The organism is Mesorhizobium sp. M0676 (assembly GCF_040320535.1).
GTDB lineage: Bacteria > Pseudomonadota > Alphaproteobacteria > Rhizobiales > Rhizobiaceae > Mesorhizobium.
This window is the reverse complement of record NZ_JAMYPU010000008.1, coordinates 163,283-181,576: the sequence shown is the minus strand read 5'-3', so window position 1 is coordinate 181,576 and position 18,294 is coordinate 163,283. Positions and strand designations below refer to the sequence as shown.

Here is an 18,294-nt window from a genome sequence, read left to right as displayed (position 1 = left end):
TTCCTCGTCCCCGATCAGGTGAAAGCGCCTATCGTCGATGCCATTGCCACAAGCAGCAGGAAGCCAATCGCCAGGGAGCCGCCGTTGAGCAGGATGCCGACGACCCCAAGCACGCGGCTATCATTCGAACGCACCAGCGCCATCAGCCCGAAAATCAATCCGGCAATATGCGCCAACGGCCCTGCCAGCAGGAAAACCGCCATGAAGAAAGCCGTGGCGATGTTCTGGGCACGCTCGGATGCGTGGGCCGGCAGCGCCACCATTGTGGTCAGCGCTATCACACCGGCACCGAAGGCGAGCAGCGCCAGGATGACGGAACGCTTGCCGAACTTGCTTGTCACGACGGCGCCCGGCAGAGCGTCGGCGCTTCTTCCCCATTGTGCCATTGTTTGCCACCCCTCGCCGGCCGCCCAATCCATATCGCCCGAAAATCGCTTACCGGTTAAAGCGGATTTTCGGCATAAAACTCCAAAACCCGCTGCTTGAAGGTCTTGTCGCCCACAGCCAGCATATGGTCGCGGCCGTCTATGTGAAACACCTTGGCGTTCGGCATCAGCGCCGCCAGTTCGTCGGGCGAGCCGCCAATATCGTCTGTCGTGCCGACGGCAATCAGCGTCGGTTGGGCGATGCGCGCCATATCGTGTTCGCTGAGCAGTTCGCGCGACGTGGCGATGCAGGCCGCCAATGCCCGGCGGTCGCTGCGCGTCTGATCCGCAAAGGCGCGAAACGAGCGGCCGCGCGGATGGCTGGTGGCGGCCGGATCGTCGGCCAGCAGCGCCTCGGCGATCGGATCCCAGTCGCCGACCCCGTCGACCATGCCGATGCCGAGCCCGCCGAAGACCAGCGTCGCAACCTTGTCCGGATCCGACAGCGCCAGGAACGCCGAAATGCGCGCGCCCATCGAATAGCCCATGACATGGGCGCGCCCGATGCCGAGATGGTCGAGCAGGGCCGCCGCGTCCGAAGCCATTTTGGCCGGGGTGTAGTCGGCCTCGTCATAGCTTTTCGACGACGAGCCGTGGCCGCGATTGTCGAAGGCGATGGCGCGATAGCCGGCATCGTTCAGCGTCTTGAACCAGCCGGGCGATACCCAGTTGACATAGTGGCTGGAGGCAAAGCCGTGGATCATCAGCACCGGATCGCCCGCCCCCGACGCCGGCTGGCGGTCGAGGAAGGCGAAGTCGAACCCGTCATGGGAGAAGAATTGCATCGGGAGCGGCTCAGCCGGCGCCGGGCGTGGGCGCGTTGCCCTTGTCCGATGGCGGCATGCCGGGGCCGGACACCGTGCCGACGGCCGGATGGCGCAGCAGATCGCCATGGTCGATGCCGTTTTTGGCGGCGGTGCCGGCCTTGAGCTCCAGCACGAAGCGCACTGGCACACCCGGCGAGATGACTGCATCGGACAATGGAGTGCCGTGCTTGACGGCCCGGACCTTGCCGTCCTGTCCAACAAAGATCAGGTCGAGCGGCATCGGCGTGTTGTGCATCCAGAAGCCGACCTGCTTCTGCATCTCGAAGACGAACAGCATGCCATGATTGTCGGCCATATCCTGGCGATACATCAGGCCGGCCTCGCGTTCCGAGTCGGTGTCGGCGACTTCGATCGAAAAGGATTTATCGCCGCCTTTCGTCGCCACGACCAAGGGTGTCGGATCGACGGGAAGGATCATCGCCTGACCGCCGGCGATCGTCTGCTGGGATGCGGTCGGCTGCCCGGAATAGAAGTAAGCGGCTGCGGCTACCGCAACGATGACGCAGAGCGCGCCCGCTGTCAGCCAGTTCCTGTACGCCATTGGAAATCCTCGACCAAAGACCATGATCCCTAAAAGTGGTCTCAGGTATTCGGATAAGATCGTGGTGAAACCAAGAAAAAGAGCCGTCCTGACTTCCTCAGGAAGGCTCGCGTCCTAATGCGCGACCGGCAAGGTGCCCATATCGGGGTGAATCTCGGCAGCCATGAGGCCCTTGTCACCGCGTCCGAAACGCACCAGCACGACCTGTCCGGGCCTGAGCTCGGTGATGCCATAGCGGCGCAGCGTCTCCATATGGACGAAGATATCCTCGGTGCCCTCCCCGCGCGTCAGAAAGCCGAAGCCCTTGGTGCGGTTGAACCACTTAACCAGCGCCCGCTCGAGCCCGCTTTCCGGCGTCACCGCCACATGGGTGCGCTGTTCCTGCATCTCGGCCGGATGGATCGCCGTAGTGGTGTCCATGGACAGCACCCGGAACGCCTGCAAACCACGGTCGCCGTGCTTGACAAGGCACACGACACGCGCGCCCTCCAATGCCGTCTGAAAACCGTCCTTTCGAAGGCAGGTGACATGGAGGAGGATGTCGCCCGAAGAACCGTCATCGGGTAGTATGAAACCGTAGCCCTTGGCCACGTCGAACCATTTGATGGCGCCGGCGATTTCGACAAGGTCGGCGCTATCGCCGCCACTGTCGCGCTTCAGGGCGCCGTCAAGGTTCTCATCCCGCCTCGTGAAAGAGGCCTTATCCCCCATAAGAACGCCCCCTTTTTTTCAAGAAAACTGCAAGTGATTCTTGACATTAGATTAACACCGCCGCTTCCGGGGTGTGCAAGACCTGCCGTGCCTTTTTTCACGGTTGAATACAGGAATAGCTGACTTGTTGTTTGCCGGCGTCGCTGCCGGCAGCAATGACGATCCATCAAGGCGGTCAACCGGTCGGCAATTTGCAAGGGATTTTGCCGAAATCGGCAACCACTTGTGTTCGACGCTTTTGTCAGAGCAATCTGATTTTTCCAAAACCGGTGACCACTTTTCCAGTCCGATGCTCGTTGCCCTTCGGCGGGGTGGACCTTATGTTGCCTCGCAACCCAAACATCCCCGAGGAAATCCCATGCGCTACCTCCACACAATGGTCCGTGTCGCCGACGTCGATGTCTCGCTTGATTTCTACTGCAACAAGCTCGGCCTTAAGGAAGTGCGCCGCTACGAAAACGAGCAGGGCCGCTTCACGCTGATCTTCCTCGCCGCCTCCGAGGATGTAGAAAGCGGCATCACTGAGAAGGCGCCGCTGATCGAACTGACCTACAATTGGGATCCGGAGGAGTACAAGGGCGGCCGCAATTTCGGCCATCTCGCCTATGAGGTCGACGACATCTACGCCACCTGCCAGCATCTGATGGACAATGGCGTCATCATCAACCGGCCGCCGCGCGACGGCAACATGGCCTTCGTCAAGTCGCCGGACGGCATCTCCTTCGAACTGCTGCAGAAGGGCCCGGCCAAGCCCAAGGCCGAGCCGTGGGCATCGATGCCGAACACCGGCACCTGGTAGCGATCACGCCATCTTGAGCGAGGCGGCCGCGCCGACAAGCCGGCCGCCTTTGCCATTTCGAGCAACGGCACCTATTTACCTGCCTGTCGCGCCAGCCAAACAAAGCCAGTGCCTCATCCAGGAGAATTCATTTATGCCGACCAGCCGTGCCGATGTCACCACCGCATATGCCAGCCGCTATTTGCAGCAGCTGTGCAAGCACTGGGCGCACAAATTTCCCGTCGAGTTCGATCCAAACCACGGCACCATCGATCTGTCGCTCGGCCGCACGGTTCTCGATGCCGATGCGGCAGCGCTGCATATCACGGTGTCGACGGATGAAAGTGGATCGCTGGAGCGCATGGAGAGCGTCGTTGCCGATCACATCAAGCGCTTCGCCTTCCGCGAGGAGCTGACTTTCGAGTGGAAGCAGGCTCCGGCGACCTGATCTGCTGTCAGCCGCAACGCCGAACGCCGGAAGCTGCCAGCCCCGGACAACGTTATGGCGTCACTTGGTTGCGACGCCATCTGAATTGTCGGAACGACGGATCGATCAGAACTTGTAGTTCAGGCCGATCTTGATCGTATGGGCGTCGATCTTCACCCTTGCGTCGTTGCCCTCGATATCTGTCAAACGGACCTTGCCGAAGTCGAAGTACTGGTATTCCAGCTTCGTGGTCCATTTGTCGGCGAAGGCCCATTCGACACCGCCACCGATCGTATAGCCGAAGCGGCCTCCGCTCCTCGATGCGCTGCTGTCCGGGTCGGGCACCCCGTCAAAATCGAAAGTATCGCCATAACTCAATTTGTAGTGAGTCGCCGCCGCGCCGCCCTTGGCGTAGATCAGCAGCCTGTCGGTGGCGTAGCCCAGACGTGCCGTCAGATCGCCATAGACGCCCAGTTTCGCCGATCCGAAATTGTCCGGCTCTTCGACGATAGTCCTGTCGCCGTCGAGGCCGAGATAGCCCAGATCGGCTTCGACGCCATAGACGAATGCTCCGGACTGCCAGTTGTAACCGGCCTGAACACCGCCGAGGAAGCCGTCGGTATCGACGTCATGGGTCTGACCAAGCTCCTCGTCGAAGAAGGAATCCGTCTGGTCGACCGCGTCACCGCGTCCCCAGCCATAGCCGGCGTTGATGCCGACATAGCCACCCGACCAGACAAACCCTGCCGGCACGGTCTCAATCACGTCGGCGGCGAACGTCGCGCCGCAAGCCGAAATCAGGAAAGTGGATGCGAGAAGCAGACGTTTCATGAAACTCCCCAATGCAGTCGGAAAGAGCATAGCACAGACATGCAGTATTCATTAAGCTGCCCAGGCCGGAAAATCGGAAATTGTTGCAGAAAAACAACTGTTTAGCCGAGACTAATTAGCATCGCAACCGCAACGCAGATCTAAGCGATTCAAAGCGAACGCGCCATCTGCAGCAGCGCCAGCACCGACCGCCAGTTGCGCGCGGTGCCTGGCACTTTCAGAACGCGTGGAATGAGGTTGGCAAACACTGATTTACCCAGCCCGTCTGGCGCTTTGAGGTAGAGCACGTCGCCCTTGACCTCGAAGCTTTCCGGGCCGGTGCATTTTTCGGCAAGCCTGGCGATCTCGTCCGCCGTCGGCTGGCGCTCCAGCGTGTAGGCGTGAAGCTTGGTCGGATCGCCGGCGACTTCCGGATAAGGATTCTCCTTCACCAACCGTTCGAACCAGGAGAGATCGCGCACCATGATGCGCGAGTGAAAGCCCCATTTTTTCTCGAAGGCCGCCTCTATCTGTTTGGTCAGCGTGGCGGCGTCGCCCTTCTTGGTCCGGAACACGACATTGCCGCTCTGCACATAGCTGGCGACATCGGTGAAGCCTAGCGCCTCGAATAACGCCCGCAACTCCGCCATCTGGACGATGCGGTTGCCGCCGACATTGATGCCGGAAAACAGTGCGACGAAGACCACCCTTCGCTCTTCGAGCTTCGGGTGGCAGGCTGTACCGCTCATATGATGAACCCGGCCAGGGTCTCGTTGTCGGTGATGTCCTGATAGTGCACGCCCTCGGCCTCGAAATTCGCCCTCAGCAAATCGAAGTTTCGCCGGTCTTTGGTTTCGATGCCAATAAGCACAGAGCCGAAATTGCGCGCCGATTTCTTCAGATATTCGAAGCGCGCGATGTCGTCGTCGGGACCGAGCAGTTCGAGGAAGTCGCGCAGCGCGCCCGGCCGCTGCGGAAAGCGGATGATAAAATATTTCTTCAGCCCCTCGAAGCGCAGCGCCCGCTCCTTCACGTCGGGCAGCCGCTCGAAATCGAAATTGCCGCCCGACACCACCGCGACGATGGTCTTGCCGCGGATTTCCTTGCGCGAAAAATCCTTCAACGCGTCGATCGCCAAGGCACCGGCCGGCTCCAGCACCACACCTTCGATGTTGAGCATCTCGATCATGGTGGCGCAGAGCCGGTTCTCAGGGATCAGCCGCACCGCCTGAGCAGCGAACTCCTTGAGGTGGCGCAACGGCTCGCGGCCGATCTCGGCCACCGCCGCGCCGTCGACGAAATTGTCGACATTGGCGAGCCGGACGCGCTTGCCGCTGGCGAGGCTCTGATGCAGGCTCGGCGCACCGGCCGGTTCGCAAAAGACGTAGCGCGCGTCACGTTGCTGATCGGCGAAATAGTGCGTCACCCCCGCGGCCAGGCCGCCGCCGCCGACCGGCAGCATGATGATGTCGGGCATGCGCGCGCCTGGCATCTGGTCGGCGATCTCATAGGCGACCGTCGCCTGCCCCTCGATAATATCCTTGTGGTCGAAGGGCGGCACCATATGCGCGCCGGAACTTTCGGTGAATTCGAAGGCGGCGCGGTAGCAGTCGTCGAAGAAGTCGCCGACCAGCCTGATCTCGACGAAATCGCCGCCGAACAGCCGCGTCTTGTCGATCTTTTGCTGCGGCGTCGTCACCGGCATGAAGACCACGCCCTTCTTGCCGAAATGGCGGCAGACGAAGGCAAAGCCCTGCGCATGGTTGCCGGCCGAGGCGCAGACGAACAGCTCGGCCTCGTTGCCGGCGGCAAGCGCCTTGCGGAAAAAGTTGAAGGCGCCGCGGATCTTGTAGGAGCGCACCGGCGAAAGATCCTCGCGCTTCAACAGCACCCGAGCCCCCGTCTTCTTCGACAGATAGTCGTTTTCCTGCAGCGGCGTTTCGGGAAAGATCTCGCGGATCGCGGCTGCGGCGGTGGCGACACGGGAGGAGAAACTGTTCATGGCGCCGTCACCTCTGGATCGAATGGTTCGAAGGCGAAGCCTATTGCACAATTCGCCGTTTGCAGCCACCGATGCGGCGCGGCCGCTTTGACGCGCCAGCAGGAAATCCATTGGAGCCATCTTCATGCCTGTTTCGGCTGTCGCCCTGAAGACCGTAGACCTTCCTGAATTCGGCGAGCCAACAGTGATGCCGCTAGTTCAGCGGCGGACCTACGAAGCGCGCATCGAGGCTCTGCTGGCGCGCGGCGCCAAGGCCGGGCTCGACGCCTTTGCCGTCTATGGCGACCGCGAGCACGCGGCCAATGTCGCCTATCTCAGTGGTTACGATCCGCGTTTCGAGGAGACGTTGCTGGTCATCGTCCCCGGCAGCCAGTCAAAGCTTCTCGTCGGCAATGAGGGCTGGGGCTATGCCGAAATCTGCGACGGGCCTTACGAGCGCGTCCTCTACCAGACCTTCTCGCTGCCGGCGCAGCCACGCGACCGCTCGGCCTCTCTATCCGACACGCTTGCCGCCTGCGGCCTGAAGGCCGGCCAGAAAATCGGCGCCATCGGCTGGAAGCCGTTCGGCCCCGGCGATGGCGGCTTTGGCGAGACGACGCTCGACCTGCCGTCCTTCATCGCCGATACGCTGCGCACACTGGCCGGAGACAGAGGCGCGGTGGTCAACGCCGCCAACCTGTTGATGAACCCATCCGACGGCCTACGCGCCATCAACGAGGCAGACCAATTGGCGTCCTTCGAATTCGCCGCGACCTTTTCCTCGCAGGGCCTGCGCAACGTGCTTGGGAATATCGAGCCCGGCATGAGCGAATTGCAGGCCGCGCGGCTGATGGGGATCAACGGCCTGCCCCTGTGCTGCCACCCGATGCTGTCCGCCGGCAGGCGTGCGCCCTACGGCTTGCCTAGCCCGCGCCTCGACATCATCAAGCGCGGCGATCCCGTCACCATGGCCTATGGCATCCAGGGCTCGCTCAACGCCCGCGCTGGCTTCCTGGTCGAGAGCGCCGCGGAACTGCCGCGCGAGATAGACGATTATGTCGACAAGCTGGTTGCGCCCTATTTCGCCGCCGTCGTCGACTGGTACGAGACCATCGGCATCGGCGTTGCCGGCGGCGTGCTGTGGAAAGCCGTGCACGACCGCATAGGCGACCCGTTCTTCGGCGTCTCGCTCAACCCCGGCCATCTCGTTCACATCGACGAATGGATGCATTCGCCGGTGTTTTCGGGCTCGGACATCAAGCTGCAATCGCGCATGGCGCTGCAGGTCGACATCATTCCGGCGACCGGAACCAGCTATTTCACCACCAACATCGAAGACGGTATCGCGCTTGCCGATGAGTCCCTGCGCGAGGAGATCGCGGCCCGCTATCCCGAGGCATGGCGCCGCATCGAGGCGCGCCGCGCCTTCATGCGCGACGTGCTGGGCATCAGGCTCAAACCCGAGGTATTGCCCTTCTCCAACATTCCGGCGTTCCTGCCGCCATTCTGGCTTTCGCGCAACAGTGCGATGGCTGTGACCCGACGCTGACCACATTTCGGCTGGACACGACTTACTTCTGCCGCACTCTCACTGTCCGGGAGGTGTCGCGGAGGGTAGACGGGCCGAGGGTAGACAGGCCTTTGGGCCTCAAAGTGAATTCTAAGTGAATTCATCTTTCGATTGGAATTTTTGACGTGCGTTTGAAGACAATTTGCATTCTTGCACTTGCCCTGTTGATCGCCGGCTGCGGCGGCCGCAAAACCGAGGAACTGCTCGGCAGCGCCGTCATGTCCACGCCGGTGACCGAAATCTCGGGCAATCACTCGATCTTCATTGCCACCACACGCAAGAAATCCGACGATCCCAACAAAGTTTTCGACGGCGAACGCTCGGCGACGCTGAACTACGCCCGCGTCACCGTCACCGTTCCCGGCACCCACCAGACCGGCCAGATCGAGCGCCGCTCGCGCGGCAAGTCGAACGACCCGGCGAAATACTTCATGGCTTCCGAGGTCGTCGGCTACGATGCGCAGCCTCAATTCTCAAGCGCGCTCAACGCCGACATCGCCGCGCGCGGCGGCCGCGTCATGGTCTTCGTGCATGGCTACAACACCGGCTTCGACGACGCGGTCTACCGCCTGACCCAGATCGTCCACGATTCCGGCTATCCCGGCACGCCGGTGCTGTTTTCCTGGGCATCGGGCGCCAGAACCACCGACTATGTCTATGACAAGGAAAGCGCCAGCGCCGCCCGCGATCAGCTGGAGGTGACATTGCGCATGCTGCAGCAGTCCGGCGCGCGGCGCATCGACATCGTCGCCCACTCGCTCGGAACCTGGGTGACCATGGAAACGCTTCGCCAGATGGCCATCACCGGCGACCGCGATCTCGGCGGCAAGCTCGGCGATGTCGTGCTGGCCTCTCCCGACATCGACGTCGACGTCTTCAAGAGCCAGATGCGCCGCTACGGCAAGCCGGACAAGCCGTTCATCCTGCTGCTCTCCGACGACGACCGGGCGCTGCGGCTCTCGGGCCTGATCGCCGGCTCGCGGCCACGCGTCGGCGACTACAAGGATGCCGCCGACCTCGCCGCTTATGGCGTCACCGTGGTCGACCTCTCCAAGGTCAAGGGAGGCGACAGCTTCAACCACACCAAATTCGCCGACAATCCCGAACTGGTGAAGATGATCGGCCAGCGGCTGCGCGAGGATGACGGCTTTGCCAGCGACCAGACGGTGACCGACCGTATCAGCGCGCTCGGACAATAAGGCTGTCGCCTTGCGGCGACCGTCGCCGCGTGAGGTTGCGAATGCCGCTCGGCCCGATCACTTTCAACTGGACCGGGCCGGTCTCTGCCTCTACGACATTGAAATCGGCGCCAATGCGCCAGCGGGAGCCCGCGTGAACGAGCGTTGGAAGACTGTCCTGGTCCTTGCGTTCGCGCTCGCTGCCGCCGGCTGCGCCGGCCCGAACACCCATGACCTGTTGAACAAGACGACGGTTTCGGTGCCTGCCTCCGACATCGCGGCCACCCACGAAATTTTCGTCGCCACCACCCGCAAGCAGGCGACCAAGGACCCACGCCAGGTGTTCGATGGCGATCGCTCGCTGACCACCAGCTACGCCCGCGTCGACGTCACCGTGCCGAAGGTCCACCAGGTCGGCGCCATCGAGCGCGCCAAGGGCTCGGCCAATTCGAACCCGGCCAAGCAATTCACCGCCACCGACGTCGTCCACTATGGCGACGCCTCGCAATTCGCCAAGGCCGTCGGCGCCAACATCACCATGAATGGCGACCGCGCGCTGGTCTTCGTCCACGGCTTCAACAACGGCTTCGACGATGGGGTCTACCGGCTGACACAGATCGCCCACGACACCGAATATCCGGGTACGCCGATCTTGTTTTCGTGGGCTTCGAGCGGCAAGACCACGGGCTATATCTACGACAAGGACAGCGCCAACGCCGCGCGCGACGACCTCGAGGCGACGCTCAGGATGCTCGCCAAGACAAAGGTCAAGAGCATCGACATCATCGCGCATTCGATGGGAACCTGGGTGACGATGGAAGCGCTGCGCCAGCTCGCCATCACCGGCGACCGCGATCTCGACGGCAAGCTCGGCCGTGTCGTCCTGGCATCGCCCGATATCGATGTCGACGTCTTCAAGAAGCAGATGATCCGCTACGGCAAGCCCGACAGGCCGTTCGTCATCCTGCTTTCCGCCGACGACCGTGCTCTGAGACTGTCCAGTCTGCTATCCGGCGACAAGCCGCGCGTCGGCGACTACGGCAACGCCGCCGACATTGCCAGTTACGGCGTCGTTGTGGCCGACCTCAGCCAGATCAAGGGCGGCGACCGCCTGAACCACGCCAAATTCGCCGACAACCCGTTCCTGGTGCAATTGCTCGGCGACGGTCTGCGCGCTCCAGCCGGCCTGGCATCGGACGAACCCACGCAGGGCCAGATCGACAATCTCGGCCGAGGCCTCGGCAAGGCAGTCGGATCCGTCGCCGAGATCATCATCACCACGCCATTCAAGGTGCTGACCATCGCCACCGGCGGATGAGAGCCAAGCACCGGGCTGATCTCAGATAAAAAGATCGACCTTCTGGAACGTCGTCACGTCGATCAGGCCGACATCGGAAATCCTGAGCTCCGGAATGACGACCAGCGCCAGCAGCGAGTGCTGCATGTAGGCGTTGTTGAGCGAGCAGCCCATCTTGCGCATCGCCTCGGTCAGTTTCTCCGCCTTGACCGCCACGATTTCCGCCCGCTCGTCCGACATCAGCCCGGCGATCGGCATTTCGACCAGCGCAAGCTCCTTGCCCTTCGAAAACAGCACCACGCCCCCGCCGACCTCGCCCAGCCGGTTGACGGCCAGCGCCATGTCTTCCTTGTTGGTGCCGACGCAGATGATGTGGTGGGCATCATGTGCGACGCTCGACGCCATGGCGCAGTCGCCCATATAGCCGAAGCCTGAGACGAAGGCATTGGTGACGCCGCCGGTGCCGCGGTGGCGCTCGACCAGCGCGATCTGGCAGATGTCGTTGCGGCGGTCCATGGCGACCAGCCCGTCCTCGACCGGCAGGTCGGCCTCCAGCGCCCGCGTCGGCGCCTGGTTTTCGATCACGCCGATGACCCGCACCCGCACCTCGTTGGCGCCCTTGGGCGCCGCAATGTCGAAGTCGCCTGGCTTCAGCTTCTTGCCGAGCTTGACGGTGTTCTTCGCCGATTTGGGGTAATCATAGGCCGGAATGTCGATCTCGAGCTTGCCGCCCTTGGCCAGCCTGATACCGCGGCCATAGACCTCGTCGATGGTCATGGCGGCAAGATCGGAGACGATCAGCAGATCGGCCAGCCGTCCCGGCGCGATCGAGCCCAGTTCGCGCTCCAGCTTGAAATGCTGGGCGGTATTCAGCGTCGCCATCTGGATCGCCGTCACCGGCTTCAATCCCTGTTGGATGGCGTGGCGCACCACCCGGTCCATATGGCCTTCATGCACCAGCGTGCCGGAATGGCTGTCGTCGGTGCACAGGATGAAGTTGCGCGGGTCGAGACCGCTCTCGGTCACCGCCTTGATCTGCGAGGCAACATCGTACCAGGCCGAGCCCAGCCGCAGCATTGCCTTCATACCCTGGCGCACACGGGCGATTGCGTCCTCGGCGCGTGTGCCTTCATGGTCGTCCTCCGGCCCGCCGGCGACATAGCCATGGAACGGCAGGCCGAGATCGCGCGACGCATAGTGGCCGCCGACCGTCTTGCCGGCCTTGATCGTTGCGGCGATCTCGCCCGACATGACCGGATCATTGGCCACGACACCGGGAAAATTCATCACTTCGCCGAGCCCGATGATGTTTTCCCAGGTCATCGCCTCGGTGACATCGGCGACCGTCAGTTCGGCCCCGGCATGCTCCAGACCCGGCGCCGACGGCACGCAGGACGGCATCTGGACGTGCACGTTGATCGGCATGGCGACGGCCTCGTCATGCATCAGCCGCACGCCGGGCAGGCCCAGCACGTTGGCGATCTCATGCGGATCGATGAACATCGAGGTGGTGCCGTGCGGGATGACGGCGCGGCAGAACTCGGTCACCGTCACCATGCCGCTCTCGACATGCATGTGCGCGTCGCACAGGCCGGGCACGAGATAGCGGCCGCCGGCATCGACCACCTTGGTGCCCTGGCCGATGGCATGGCTGGCATTCGGCCCGCAATAGGCGAAGCGGCCGCCGGCAACGGCGATGTCGGTGCCGGCTATGATTTCGCCGGAGTGCACGTTCACCCAGCGGCCGTTGCGAATGACGAGATCGGCAGGCTTGCGCCCCGTCGCGACGTCGACCAGATGCGTCGCCATCTCGGTCCAGGGCTTGGGTTTCGTCGCCGACGGCTGCTTGGCCATGAAAGACTCCTGTTTGCCAGACTGTGCCAAGCCGGCAAGGTTTTGGCCAGCGATCACGGACGAAATCCGCTCGATGAGAATTCGCCGGCGGATGCGCTGCACCTGTTCACACCGGCGAGCGTCACGGCGGTCATTCAGTTTGGCTTGTGCCGGCACTTATGCTACTATTCTGCCGACGGTGCTGATTTGCGCCGACGACCCGCCGCGAGGCGGGTTTTTGTTGTGATGAGGCCGAAACCTCCTGAGGTGAAGTCATGACCCGGTTCCTGAAAGCACTCGCCTTCGTCACCCTGTTCCTGATCTCGGCCGGCTTTGCATCCGCCGAGGAACGTTGGCAGACCTTGCCCGAACCGGCGGCCATGCCCAAGCCTGAACAGAGCGGATATGCGCCGGTCAACGGCATTCAGATGTACTACGCCGTTTTCGGCGCCGGTGATCCGATTTTCCTGATCCATGGCGGCCTTGGCCATGGCGACATCTGGGCAAGCCAGGTGGCGACCATGTCCAAGACGCACAAGGTTATTATCGCCGACAGCCGCGGCCATGGCCGCTCTACCCGCACCGAGCAGGCTTACGGCTATGACCTCATGGCGTCGGACTATCTTGCGCTGCTCGACTATCTCAAGATCGACAAGACCGCTCTTGTCGGCTGGAGCGACGGCGGCATTATCGGCATCGACATCGCGCTGCATCATCCGGAGCGGCTGACACGGCTCTTTGCGCAGGCCGCCAACGTCACCACCGATGGCGTCGATCCGGGTGTGCTGACCAACAAGACCTTTGCCGCCTATATCGACCGCTCGGGCCGCGACTACAAGAAACTGTCGAAGACTCCCGACCAGTACGATGCCTTCGTGGCGCAGATCAGCCACATGTGGGAGTCGGAGCCGGCCTGGACCAAGGAACAGCTCGGCAAGATAACCACGCCGACCGCGATCGTTGCCGGCGACCATGACGAGGCGATCAAGCGCGAACACACCGAATACATGGCCTCCGTCATTCCGGGCGCCAAGCTCATCATCCTGCCCAACGCCAGCCATTTCGCCATGCTGCAGGCGCCGGACGAATATAGCAAGGCGGCGCTGGACTTCATCGACGCCAAATAGCGCCTCCCAAGATAGAGCACCCAGCGCAGCAACGGGTGCTTCCGATTGTTGAACAATGGGTTCCGTTTTGCGGCGAATAGGATTACCTTCCGGCAAGGCGCCTTCTGAACCGCCTTTTCGGAGAACTCGATGCGGTGTCTGACGATTGCCAGTGCCGGATTCCTGATCGCTCTGGCCGCGCCGGCATTCGCCGCCGACCCGATGGCGGTGCCGATGACCGAACCAGGCTTCGACTGGACCGGCTACTATGCCGGCCTGCAGGCCGGCTACGGCTGGGGCCAGTCCGACATATCAGTGACGGAAGGCGCGCCGTTTTCCATCTCGCCCGACATTGACGGCGGTTTCGTCGGCGGCCATGTCGCCGGCCTGTGGCAGTTCGATCAGGCGGTGCTCGGCGCCGAGGCGGAGCTCAATTATTCCGCCGTCGACGGTACGGCGGTATCAGGCCTTGGAAGCACATTCCGCACGGACATCAAGTGGTTCGGATCTGTAAACGCCAAAGCGGGCTTCGCCATGGACCGCGTGCTGGTCTATGGCGTCGGCGGCGTCGCCTTTGCCGGCATCGAAACTTCGCAAGTCGCGGGCGCGTCGTTCGCCGGCACACGCACGAATGTCGGCTGGACCTTGGGCGCCGGCGTTGACTATGCGCTGACCGACAAATTCATCGTCGGCGCGCAATATCGCTATTACGATTTCGGCTCCGAGCACTATGACGTGGCGGAACCCTTCAACGATCGGGATCAGGATGTGAAACTGAACGCGGTCGGTATCAATCTCAGCTACAAATTCTGAGCGTTCTCGGCGACTGAGATTTTCGCGACAACCAATTGTTTTGAAATCACGAACCCCCTTTCATGAGTTCGACACTCGGCAAAAGATGGCTTGACGGGTTTTCGCTGGCGTCTGAAAAGGGCTGGCCTGCGGACGTGGCGGAATTGGTAGACGCAAGGGACTTAAAATCCCTCGATCTCTGATCGTACGGGTTCGATTCCCGTCGTCCGCACCAATTGAAATACTTAGGATTCGTTCTGTACGAACTGACTGGCTACCATAGAAAAGGCTGACGCGGGTAGCCGTAGGGCAGCCGGGATACAAAGCCGGGAACTGCCATGCTGGATTTTCAAGACTTGGTCGCTCATTGGGAAGCTCTGCTAAATCAGCAGTTGAGGCCGAGATGCAGGAAAGCCTAAGCCTAGACTTCAAGACACTGCGGTTGGAAAACAGGGGCCCGCTTTCACAGCTCACGAACAACCAACTAAGGATGGTCGGGCGGCGTTGGCAAAAGCACTGTCAGCCTTCCAATTCGGCCGGTGGTGTTTTGGTGTTCGGTATTGGCTGCCGTAAGAACAGTGACGGGCTGACTGCGCAACTGCGCTTGAGCCAATCCCGAACTGGAAAGTAGCCCCTTCGGTCGTAAGCTCGGCAGTTGGGGATCTACTGCAGCCGAAAAACGACGGTATCCGTGTCCGGATTTGCATCGAATGCCGACCAAAACGCCGGTTTCATAGTCATCGACGTGCCACGGTCGGAACGTCGACCACACCGCAGCGATCAAATGCTATATTAGAAGCGTGCTGGTAGCTCTTCATACGCTATGGAGCATGTCGACATCGAGGATGCCTTCCGAAGGATCTCCGTACGGGAACTTACAATGACATGAGAAATACGCGTCGTCCGGCCTTAACGGTCATTATGACATCAGGATGTGGCTGCAGAACGTCTCAAAGACCTTTGCGAGCCGCTTATCATATCGATGCCACTAGGGCTTGGCTTTGATAAATCGCATTGGCAGAGAAGAGGGACAAAACTGAAGAGGTTTTAACACTCTTGCTGGAATACCTGCTGCAACACTCCTGTCGGTAGCGACCGACCGCGCGGCCAGGCCAAGGCACTCCCTTAGGAGCCGGCTGGGGCCGCAGCGGCCCCAACCCGGTGGGCATGCTCCGTCGCGATTTTAAGAAGAGTTGCAGCCGTTTCCTGTGGCGTCCAACCTTGCGCTTCTGACGCAGTCACCAAGGCCGCAAACGCGGCTTCTAATGCGACTTCACAGTTCACCTCACGGTCTGGGCTATCCTCTGGCAATATCGGGGGTTCGACGGATTGGGACATTGTGACTTCTTTCAAAGGGGGAAAACCCGCCGCCCCAGCCTTTTGCCACTAGAAAATTTCAGCAAAGGATCATTCCAGCTATCAGCAGCGTGATTAGAACTGACAACGGCACGGCCAGAAGACCGACCAACTCAACATTTCTTGTGTTTTGTCGCTTGTCCATCTTCGTCGCCCGCATGTCGTTGGCTTTGGCATCTTGCCGTCAACGTGCAGCTGTTGGAACCAACCACAAGTGCCGCTGATCGGAGATTCAGTCGGTGCTGCATATTAGCAACACATTGTGGAACGATCGGGCGGCATCAGCCAATTGCTTTTGAATGCCCTTGCACTTGCTTCGTACGATTCCGTACAGTTTCCCCCATTGGGGAGGCGGCCGATGGACCATGACGAGGAAGGCTACAGCATTGACGCCTTCGATTTCGATGTGGTGTGCGAGACCTTCAGGAGATCCGTTCGGGAGCTGAACCTGGCTGAAGAGCATTGGGTAGACCACGCGAAGGCGCTCCTACGGGAATTCACCGACAGCGCACCTGATGACGACATGATTAGCCGGATCGTCGGGCGCTAGTGGCCTATACAGCCCTAGTTGGTTAGAATCGTACCCCGGTCCTGCCACGGAAACCTTTTCCAAGGTTTGCCGCGTCATAGAGGCGTCACAGAAGCTCTTGGAACAGATTGCCCAGCGCGGAGGGCCCTATGACGAAAAAGCTCGCCACCGTGAGGCAGCGGGCAGTTTTGGGACAAACAGAAATGGGAACAATGGACCCCCGAATTGCCAACGGGCCATCGCCAATGCCGTCAGAGAGCCCTGCCTGGACGTGTGGAGTCCTGTCCGGCCCTCGCCATTGATTTCGTCGGCAAGCTTGTCTTTGGCCTCGTCATAGGAGTTGGCATCGGGATGGCAATCGCCGGCTGCCAAGGATGCCGGGCCGCTGGCCGACCCATCAGTTAGGCGTCCGTAGCCAGAGCGTTATAAAGCAGCAAACACGCCAGGATAGGAACGGCGCTGCCTAGCAGCTGGTCTGCCGTGAGGCCGGAAAAATAGACAAGATGAAACGTCACCATCGCTCTACCAATCACGGTTCGGAACACTGCCGAATTAACCGTTAGCCGACGCTAATGTTCCGCTCTGGACTCACTACCGCTTTGGAAGAATCCTGCATCAGCGCCCCGCCGACCTTGATCTCAACGTCGGTGCCACAAGGCTTTCCTTCGTTCGCATGGTTCGCAGAGATTAGCACGATCGCATACTCTCATCTCATCCGGCGTCGTCTCCCTCACAAAGCAGCGCCGGTAAGGCTCGGCGACCTTCTTGTTTGTCCCGTGTGCCAAAGGAGGTCGCCGGGCCTGCCGTTGCTCATCTTTGCTGGTGGTTGCTCCTGATGGCTGCGCTTGGCGCCGTCGCCCTACTGCTACCTGCGGGATAAGGCCGGCGAGCCCTCTTGTCAGGCAGTCCGGCATGTAGGATTATAGTCCTCGTTGCGGCGACCCCTCAATGGAGAGCGCCAATGGCCAGAACCAAACCTTCGGAACAACTTTCCCGGGCTGAAATCGAGCGCTTCCTGGCGGCAGCCGAAGCGCTGCACAAGAGCATCGTCGGGCCGCTCCTGGCGTACCACGGCGAGCACTACCAAGCTCTACGTAAGGTCCATGGACCCCTGTTGAAGTCGATCGAGACCATCACCGGCCAGAAGTCGAAGTTCATCCAGTGGAACGGGACAGGACCGGCACAGCCCCGGGACAAGCCTCCGGGCTAAGTCTCCTCCCGGAAATCCAGCAGCTTGGCATGGCGAAGCTTCTCCTCGCCCTTCAGGAACCGCACGCGGCCGACCAGGCCCGGCTTTAGCCATTCGGCTTTGTCACTTTTGAGCCCTTTCGGCGCCGGCCCGCCAATCTTGCCTTGCACGCGGTCCCATAGGCGCTGGCGCTTGTCCGCCTTGAAGGTGACGAAGGCGCCGCCGGCATAGTGGCCTTTGTCGGCCATCAGCACCATGGCAGGCTTGCCGGGCTCGCGCTGCACGCCGATGATGTCCATCTCCTTTTCGGCATAGCACTTGATCTTGCGCCAGTTCGTCGTCGTACCCGACCGATACTTGCTGCCCTTCCGCTTTGAAACGATACCTTCAAGCCCAGCCTGGTCGACCAGATGAAAGACGGCGTCGCCAGTGCCCGGCATCGCTTCGCTGAACTGAATTCGGCCGCCGTCCGGGATCAACGCCCGGAGTATCTCGCGACGGTCTTCCACCGGCGTGTTCCGCAAGTCATGCCCGTTCAGGTGCAAGAGGTCGAATGCTAGCAGATACAGATCGCGCGACGGCTTGCGGCTGGTCGCGGCTGATTGATGCGCATGGAAGTCGGATAGGCCAGCCTCATTGATCGTAATGGTCTCGCCGTCGATGATGAAGTCTTTCGCCTCGATCGCTTCCGCCTCACCGGCAAGTTGGATGTAGCGGCCCGTCCAATCATAACCGTTCTTAGTGATCAGCCGAATCCCGTCATCATCCTTGATGACCTGGGTGCGGTAGCCATCGAATTTGATCTCATGAATCCATTCATCGCCCATCGGCGGCGTGTCGACCAGTTCGGGTTCCATGGGCTTAATGAATTTCAGACGCATGCACTGACTCGCAGAACTGCGACTTCAATTAGCTAGCGCTAAATTAGTTCCGGAACATTTTAG

General features: G+C 61.2%; 18 protein-coding genes and 1 tRNA gene. 10 read left to right on the top strand and 9 right to left on the bottom strand.

Going from position 1 to position 18,294, the window contains the following annotated elements:
• Window positions 1-14 precede the first annotated feature (14 nt).
• The 4 genes from NKI35_RS11445 to NKI35_RS11430 form a co-directional block, all read right to left on the bottom strand.
• Window positions 15-386, bottom strand: coding sequence for a hypothetical protein (locus NKI35_RS11445; RefSeq protein WP_352740042.1), 372 nt, complete (start codon window positions 384-386; stop codon window positions 15-17).
• Between the two features lie 56 nt (window positions 387-442).
• Complete coding sequence (locus NKI35_RS11440) at window positions 443-1,210, bottom strand: alpha/beta fold hydrolase (protein WP_352740040.1); 768 nt, start codon at window positions 1,208-1,210, stop codon at window positions 443-445.
• Between the two features lie 10 nt (window positions 1,211-1,220).
• A complete protein-coding gene (locus NKI35_RS11435; RefSeq protein WP_352740038.1) occupies window positions 1,221-1,793 on the bottom strand; it encodes a DUF192 domain-containing protein in 573 nt (190 codons plus the stop codon).
• A 114-nt stretch (window positions 1,794-1,907) separates the two neighbouring features.
• On the bottom strand, window positions 1,908-2,504 hold the full coding sequence (locus NKI35_RS11430; protein WP_352650237.1) for a cold-shock protein: 597 nt from the start codon (window positions 2,502-2,504) through the stop codon (window positions 1,908-1,910).
• A gap of 358 nt (window positions 2,505-2,862) precedes the next feature.
• Here NKI35_RS11430 and NKI35_RS11425 point away from each other — a divergent pair, with 358 nt between their 5' ends.
• Both NKI35_RS11425 and NKI35_RS11420 read left to right on the top strand, forming a co-directional pair.
• The gene (locus tag NKI35_RS11425) at window positions 2,863-3,303 is read left to right on the top strand and encodes a VOC family protein (protein ID WP_023667513.1); all 441 of its coding nucleotides are present in this window, start codon (window positions 2,863-2,865) and stop codon (window positions 3,301-3,303) included.
• Between the two features lie 133 nt (window positions 3,304-3,436).
• Window positions 3,437-3,730 (top strand): DUF2218 domain-containing protein, encoded by a 294-nt coding sequence (locus NKI35_RS11420; protein ID WP_023681521.1) that lies wholly within the window; start codon window positions 3,437-3,439, stop codon window positions 3,728-3,730.
• 105 nt (window positions 3,731-3,835) lie between these two features.
• Here the strand turns inward: NKI35_RS11420 and NKI35_RS11415 are convergent, their stop codons facing one another.
• The 3 genes from NKI35_RS11415 to ilvA all read right to left on the bottom strand — a co-directional run bounded on the left by NKI35_RS11415 (window position 3,836) and on the right by ilvA (window position 6,521).
• A complete protein-coding gene (locus NKI35_RS11415; protein ID WP_023706612.1) occupies window positions 3,836-4,540 on the bottom strand; it encodes an outer membrane protein in 705 nt (234 codons plus the stop codon).
• A gap of 149 nt (window positions 4,541-4,689) precedes the next feature.
• On the bottom strand, window positions 4,690-5,268 hold the full coding sequence (locus NKI35_RS11410) for a DUF1697 domain-containing protein (RefSeq protein WP_352740036.1): 579 nt from the start codon (window positions 5,266-5,268) through the stop codon (window positions 4,690-4,692).
• On the bottom strand, window positions 5,265-6,521 hold the full coding sequence (gene ilvA / locus NKI35_RS11405; RefSeq protein WP_023715803.1) for a threonine ammonia-lyase IlvA: 1,257 nt from the start codon (window positions 6,519-6,521) through the stop codon (window positions 5,265-5,267). The genes NKI35_RS11410 and ilvA overlap by 4 nt, the downstream gene beginning before the upstream one ends.
• A gap of 124 nt (window positions 6,522-6,645) precedes the next feature.
• Here ilvA and NKI35_RS11400 point away from each other — a divergent pair, with 124 nt between their 5' ends.
• The 3 genes from NKI35_RS11400 (at window position 6,646) to NKI35_RS11390 (ending at window position 10,566) form a co-directional block, all read left to right on the top strand.
• Window positions 6,646-8,049 carry an aminopeptidase P family N-terminal domain-containing protein gene (locus NKI35_RS11400; protein WP_352740034.1) on the top strand — a complete coding sequence of 468 codons (1,404 nt, stop codon included), beginning with the start codon at window positions 6,646-6,648 and terminating at the stop codon, window positions 8,047-8,049.
• Between the two features lie 146 nt (window positions 8,050-8,195).
• On the top strand, window positions 8,196-9,269 hold the full coding sequence (locus NKI35_RS11395) for an alpha/beta hydrolase (RefSeq protein WP_023695396.1): 1,074 nt from the start codon (window positions 8,196-8,198) through the stop codon (window positions 9,267-9,269).
• 133 nt (window positions 9,270-9,402) lie between these two features.
• Complete coding sequence (locus tag NKI35_RS11390) at window positions 9,403-10,566, top strand: alpha/beta hydrolase (protein ID WP_352740032.1); 1,164 nt, start codon at window positions 9,403-9,405, stop codon at window positions 10,564-10,566.
• A gap of 21 nt (window positions 10,567-10,587) precedes the next feature.
• Here NKI35_RS11390 and ade read toward each other — a convergent pair whose 3' ends face one another.
• Window positions 10,588-12,399 (bottom strand): adenine deaminase, encoded by a 1,812-nt coding sequence (ade, locus tag NKI35_RS11385; protein ID WP_352740030.1) that lies wholly within the window; start codon window positions 12,397-12,399, stop codon window positions 10,588-10,590.
• A gap of 254 nt (window positions 12,400-12,653) precedes the next feature.
• On the opposite strand from ade, the gene NKI35_RS11380 reads away from it, so the two are divergent.
• The 5 genes from NKI35_RS11380 to NKI35_RS11360 all read left to right on the top strand — a co-directional run bounded on the left by NKI35_RS11380 (window position 12,654) and on the right by NKI35_RS11360 (window position 17,371).
• Window positions 12,654-13,505 (top strand): alpha/beta fold hydrolase, encoded by an 852-nt coding sequence (locus NKI35_RS11380; RefSeq protein WP_352740028.1) that lies wholly within the window; start codon window positions 12,654-12,656, stop codon window positions 13,503-13,505.
• A 129-nt stretch (window positions 13,506-13,634) separates the two neighbouring features.
• Complete coding sequence (locus NKI35_RS11375; RefSeq protein WP_023691195.1) at window positions 13,635-14,297, top strand: outer membrane protein; 663 nt, start codon at window positions 13,635-13,637, stop codon at window positions 14,295-14,297.
• A gap of 128 nt (window positions 14,298-14,425) precedes the next feature.
• Window positions 14,426-14,511, top strand: a tRNA-Leu gene (locus NKI35_RS11370).
• Between the two features lie 1,479 nt (window positions 14,512-15,990).
• Window positions 15,991-16,182 (top strand): hypothetical protein, encoded by a 192-nt coding sequence (locus NKI35_RS11365; protein ID WP_023667524.1) that lies wholly within the window; start codon window positions 15,991-15,993, stop codon window positions 16,180-16,182.
• A gap of 940 nt (window positions 16,183-17,122) precedes the next feature.
• Entirely contained in the window at window positions 17,123-17,371 is a 249-nt protein-coding gene (locus tag NKI35_RS11360) for a hypothetical protein (RefSeq protein WP_352520436.1), read from the top strand.
• Here NKI35_RS11360 and NKI35_RS11355 read toward each other — a convergent pair.
• The gene (locus NKI35_RS11355) at window positions 17,368-18,231 is read right to left on the bottom strand and encodes an ATP-dependent DNA ligase (RefSeq protein ID WP_352538222.1); all 864 of its coding nucleotides are present in this window, start codon (window positions 18,229-18,231) and stop codon (window positions 17,368-17,370) included. The genes NKI35_RS11360 and NKI35_RS11355 overlap by 4 nt on opposite strands.
• Window positions 18,232-18,294 lie beyond the last annotated feature (63 nt).

Excerpts from the sequence above, each read along its gene's own strand:
- NKI35_RS11365 (WP_023667524.1), top strand. The coding sequence starts at position 15,991 with ATGGACCATGACGAGGAAGGCTACAGCATTGACGCCTTCGATTTCGAT.
- NKI35_RS11430 (WP_352650237.1), bottom strand. The coding sequence starts at position 2,504 with ATGGGGGATAAGGCCTCTTTCACGAGGCGGGATGAGAACCTTGACGGC.
- NKI35_RS11400 (WP_352740034.1), top strand. The coding sequence starts at position 6,646 with ATGCCTGTTTCGGCTGTCGCCCTGAAGACCGTAGACCTTCCTGAATTC.
- NKI35_RS11375 (WP_023691195.1), top strand. The coding sequence starts at position 13,635 with ATGCGGTGTCTGACGATTGCCAGTGCCGGATTCCTGATCGCTCTGGCC.
- ade (WP_352740030.1), bottom strand. The coding sequence starts at position 12,399 with ATGGCCAAGCAGCCGTCGGCGACGAAACCCAAGCCCTGGACCGAGATG.
- NKI35_RS11360 (WP_352520436.1), top strand. The coding sequence starts at position 17,123 with ATGGCCAGAACCAAACCTTCGGAACAACTTTCCCGGGCTGAAATCGAG.
- NKI35_RS11445 (WP_352740042.1), bottom strand. The coding sequence starts at position 386 with ATGGCACAATGGGGAAGAAGCGCCGACGCTCTGCCGGGCGCCGTCGTG.
- NKI35_RS11435 (WP_352740038.1), bottom strand. The coding sequence starts at position 1,793 with ATGGCGTACAGGAACTGGCTGACAGCGGGCGCGCTCTGCGTCATCGTT.
- NKI35_RS11355 (WP_352538222.1), bottom strand. The coding sequence starts at position 18,231 with ATGCGTCTGAAATTCATTAAGCCCATGGAACCCGAACTGGTCGACACG.
- NKI35_RS11440 (WP_352740040.1), bottom strand. The coding sequence starts at position 1,210 with ATGCAATTCTTCTCCCATGACGGGTTCGACTTCGCCTTCCTCGACCGC.
- NKI35_RS11420 (WP_023681521.1), top strand. The coding sequence starts at position 3,437 with ATGCCGACCAGCCGTGCCGATGTCACCACCGCATATGCCAGCCGCTAT.
- ilvA (WP_023715803.1), bottom strand. The coding sequence starts at position 6,521 with ATGAACAGTTTCTCCTCCCGTGTCGCCACCGCCGCAGCCGCGATCCGC.
- NKI35_RS11380 (WP_352740028.1), top strand. The coding sequence starts at position 12,654 with ATGACCCGGTTCCTGAAAGCACTCGCCTTCGTCACCCTGTTCCTGATC.
- NKI35_RS11425 (WP_023667513.1), top strand. The coding sequence starts at position 2,863 with ATGCGCTACCTCCACACAATGGTCCGTGTCGCCGACGTCGATGTCTCG.
- NKI35_RS11415 (WP_023706612.1), bottom strand. The coding sequence starts at position 4,540 with ATGAAACGTCTGCTTCTCGCATCCACTTTCCTGATTTCGGCTTGCGGC.
- NKI35_RS11410 (WP_352740036.1), bottom strand. The coding sequence starts at position 5,268 with ATGAGCGGTACAGCCTGCCACCCGAAGCTCGAAGAGCGAAGGGTGGTC.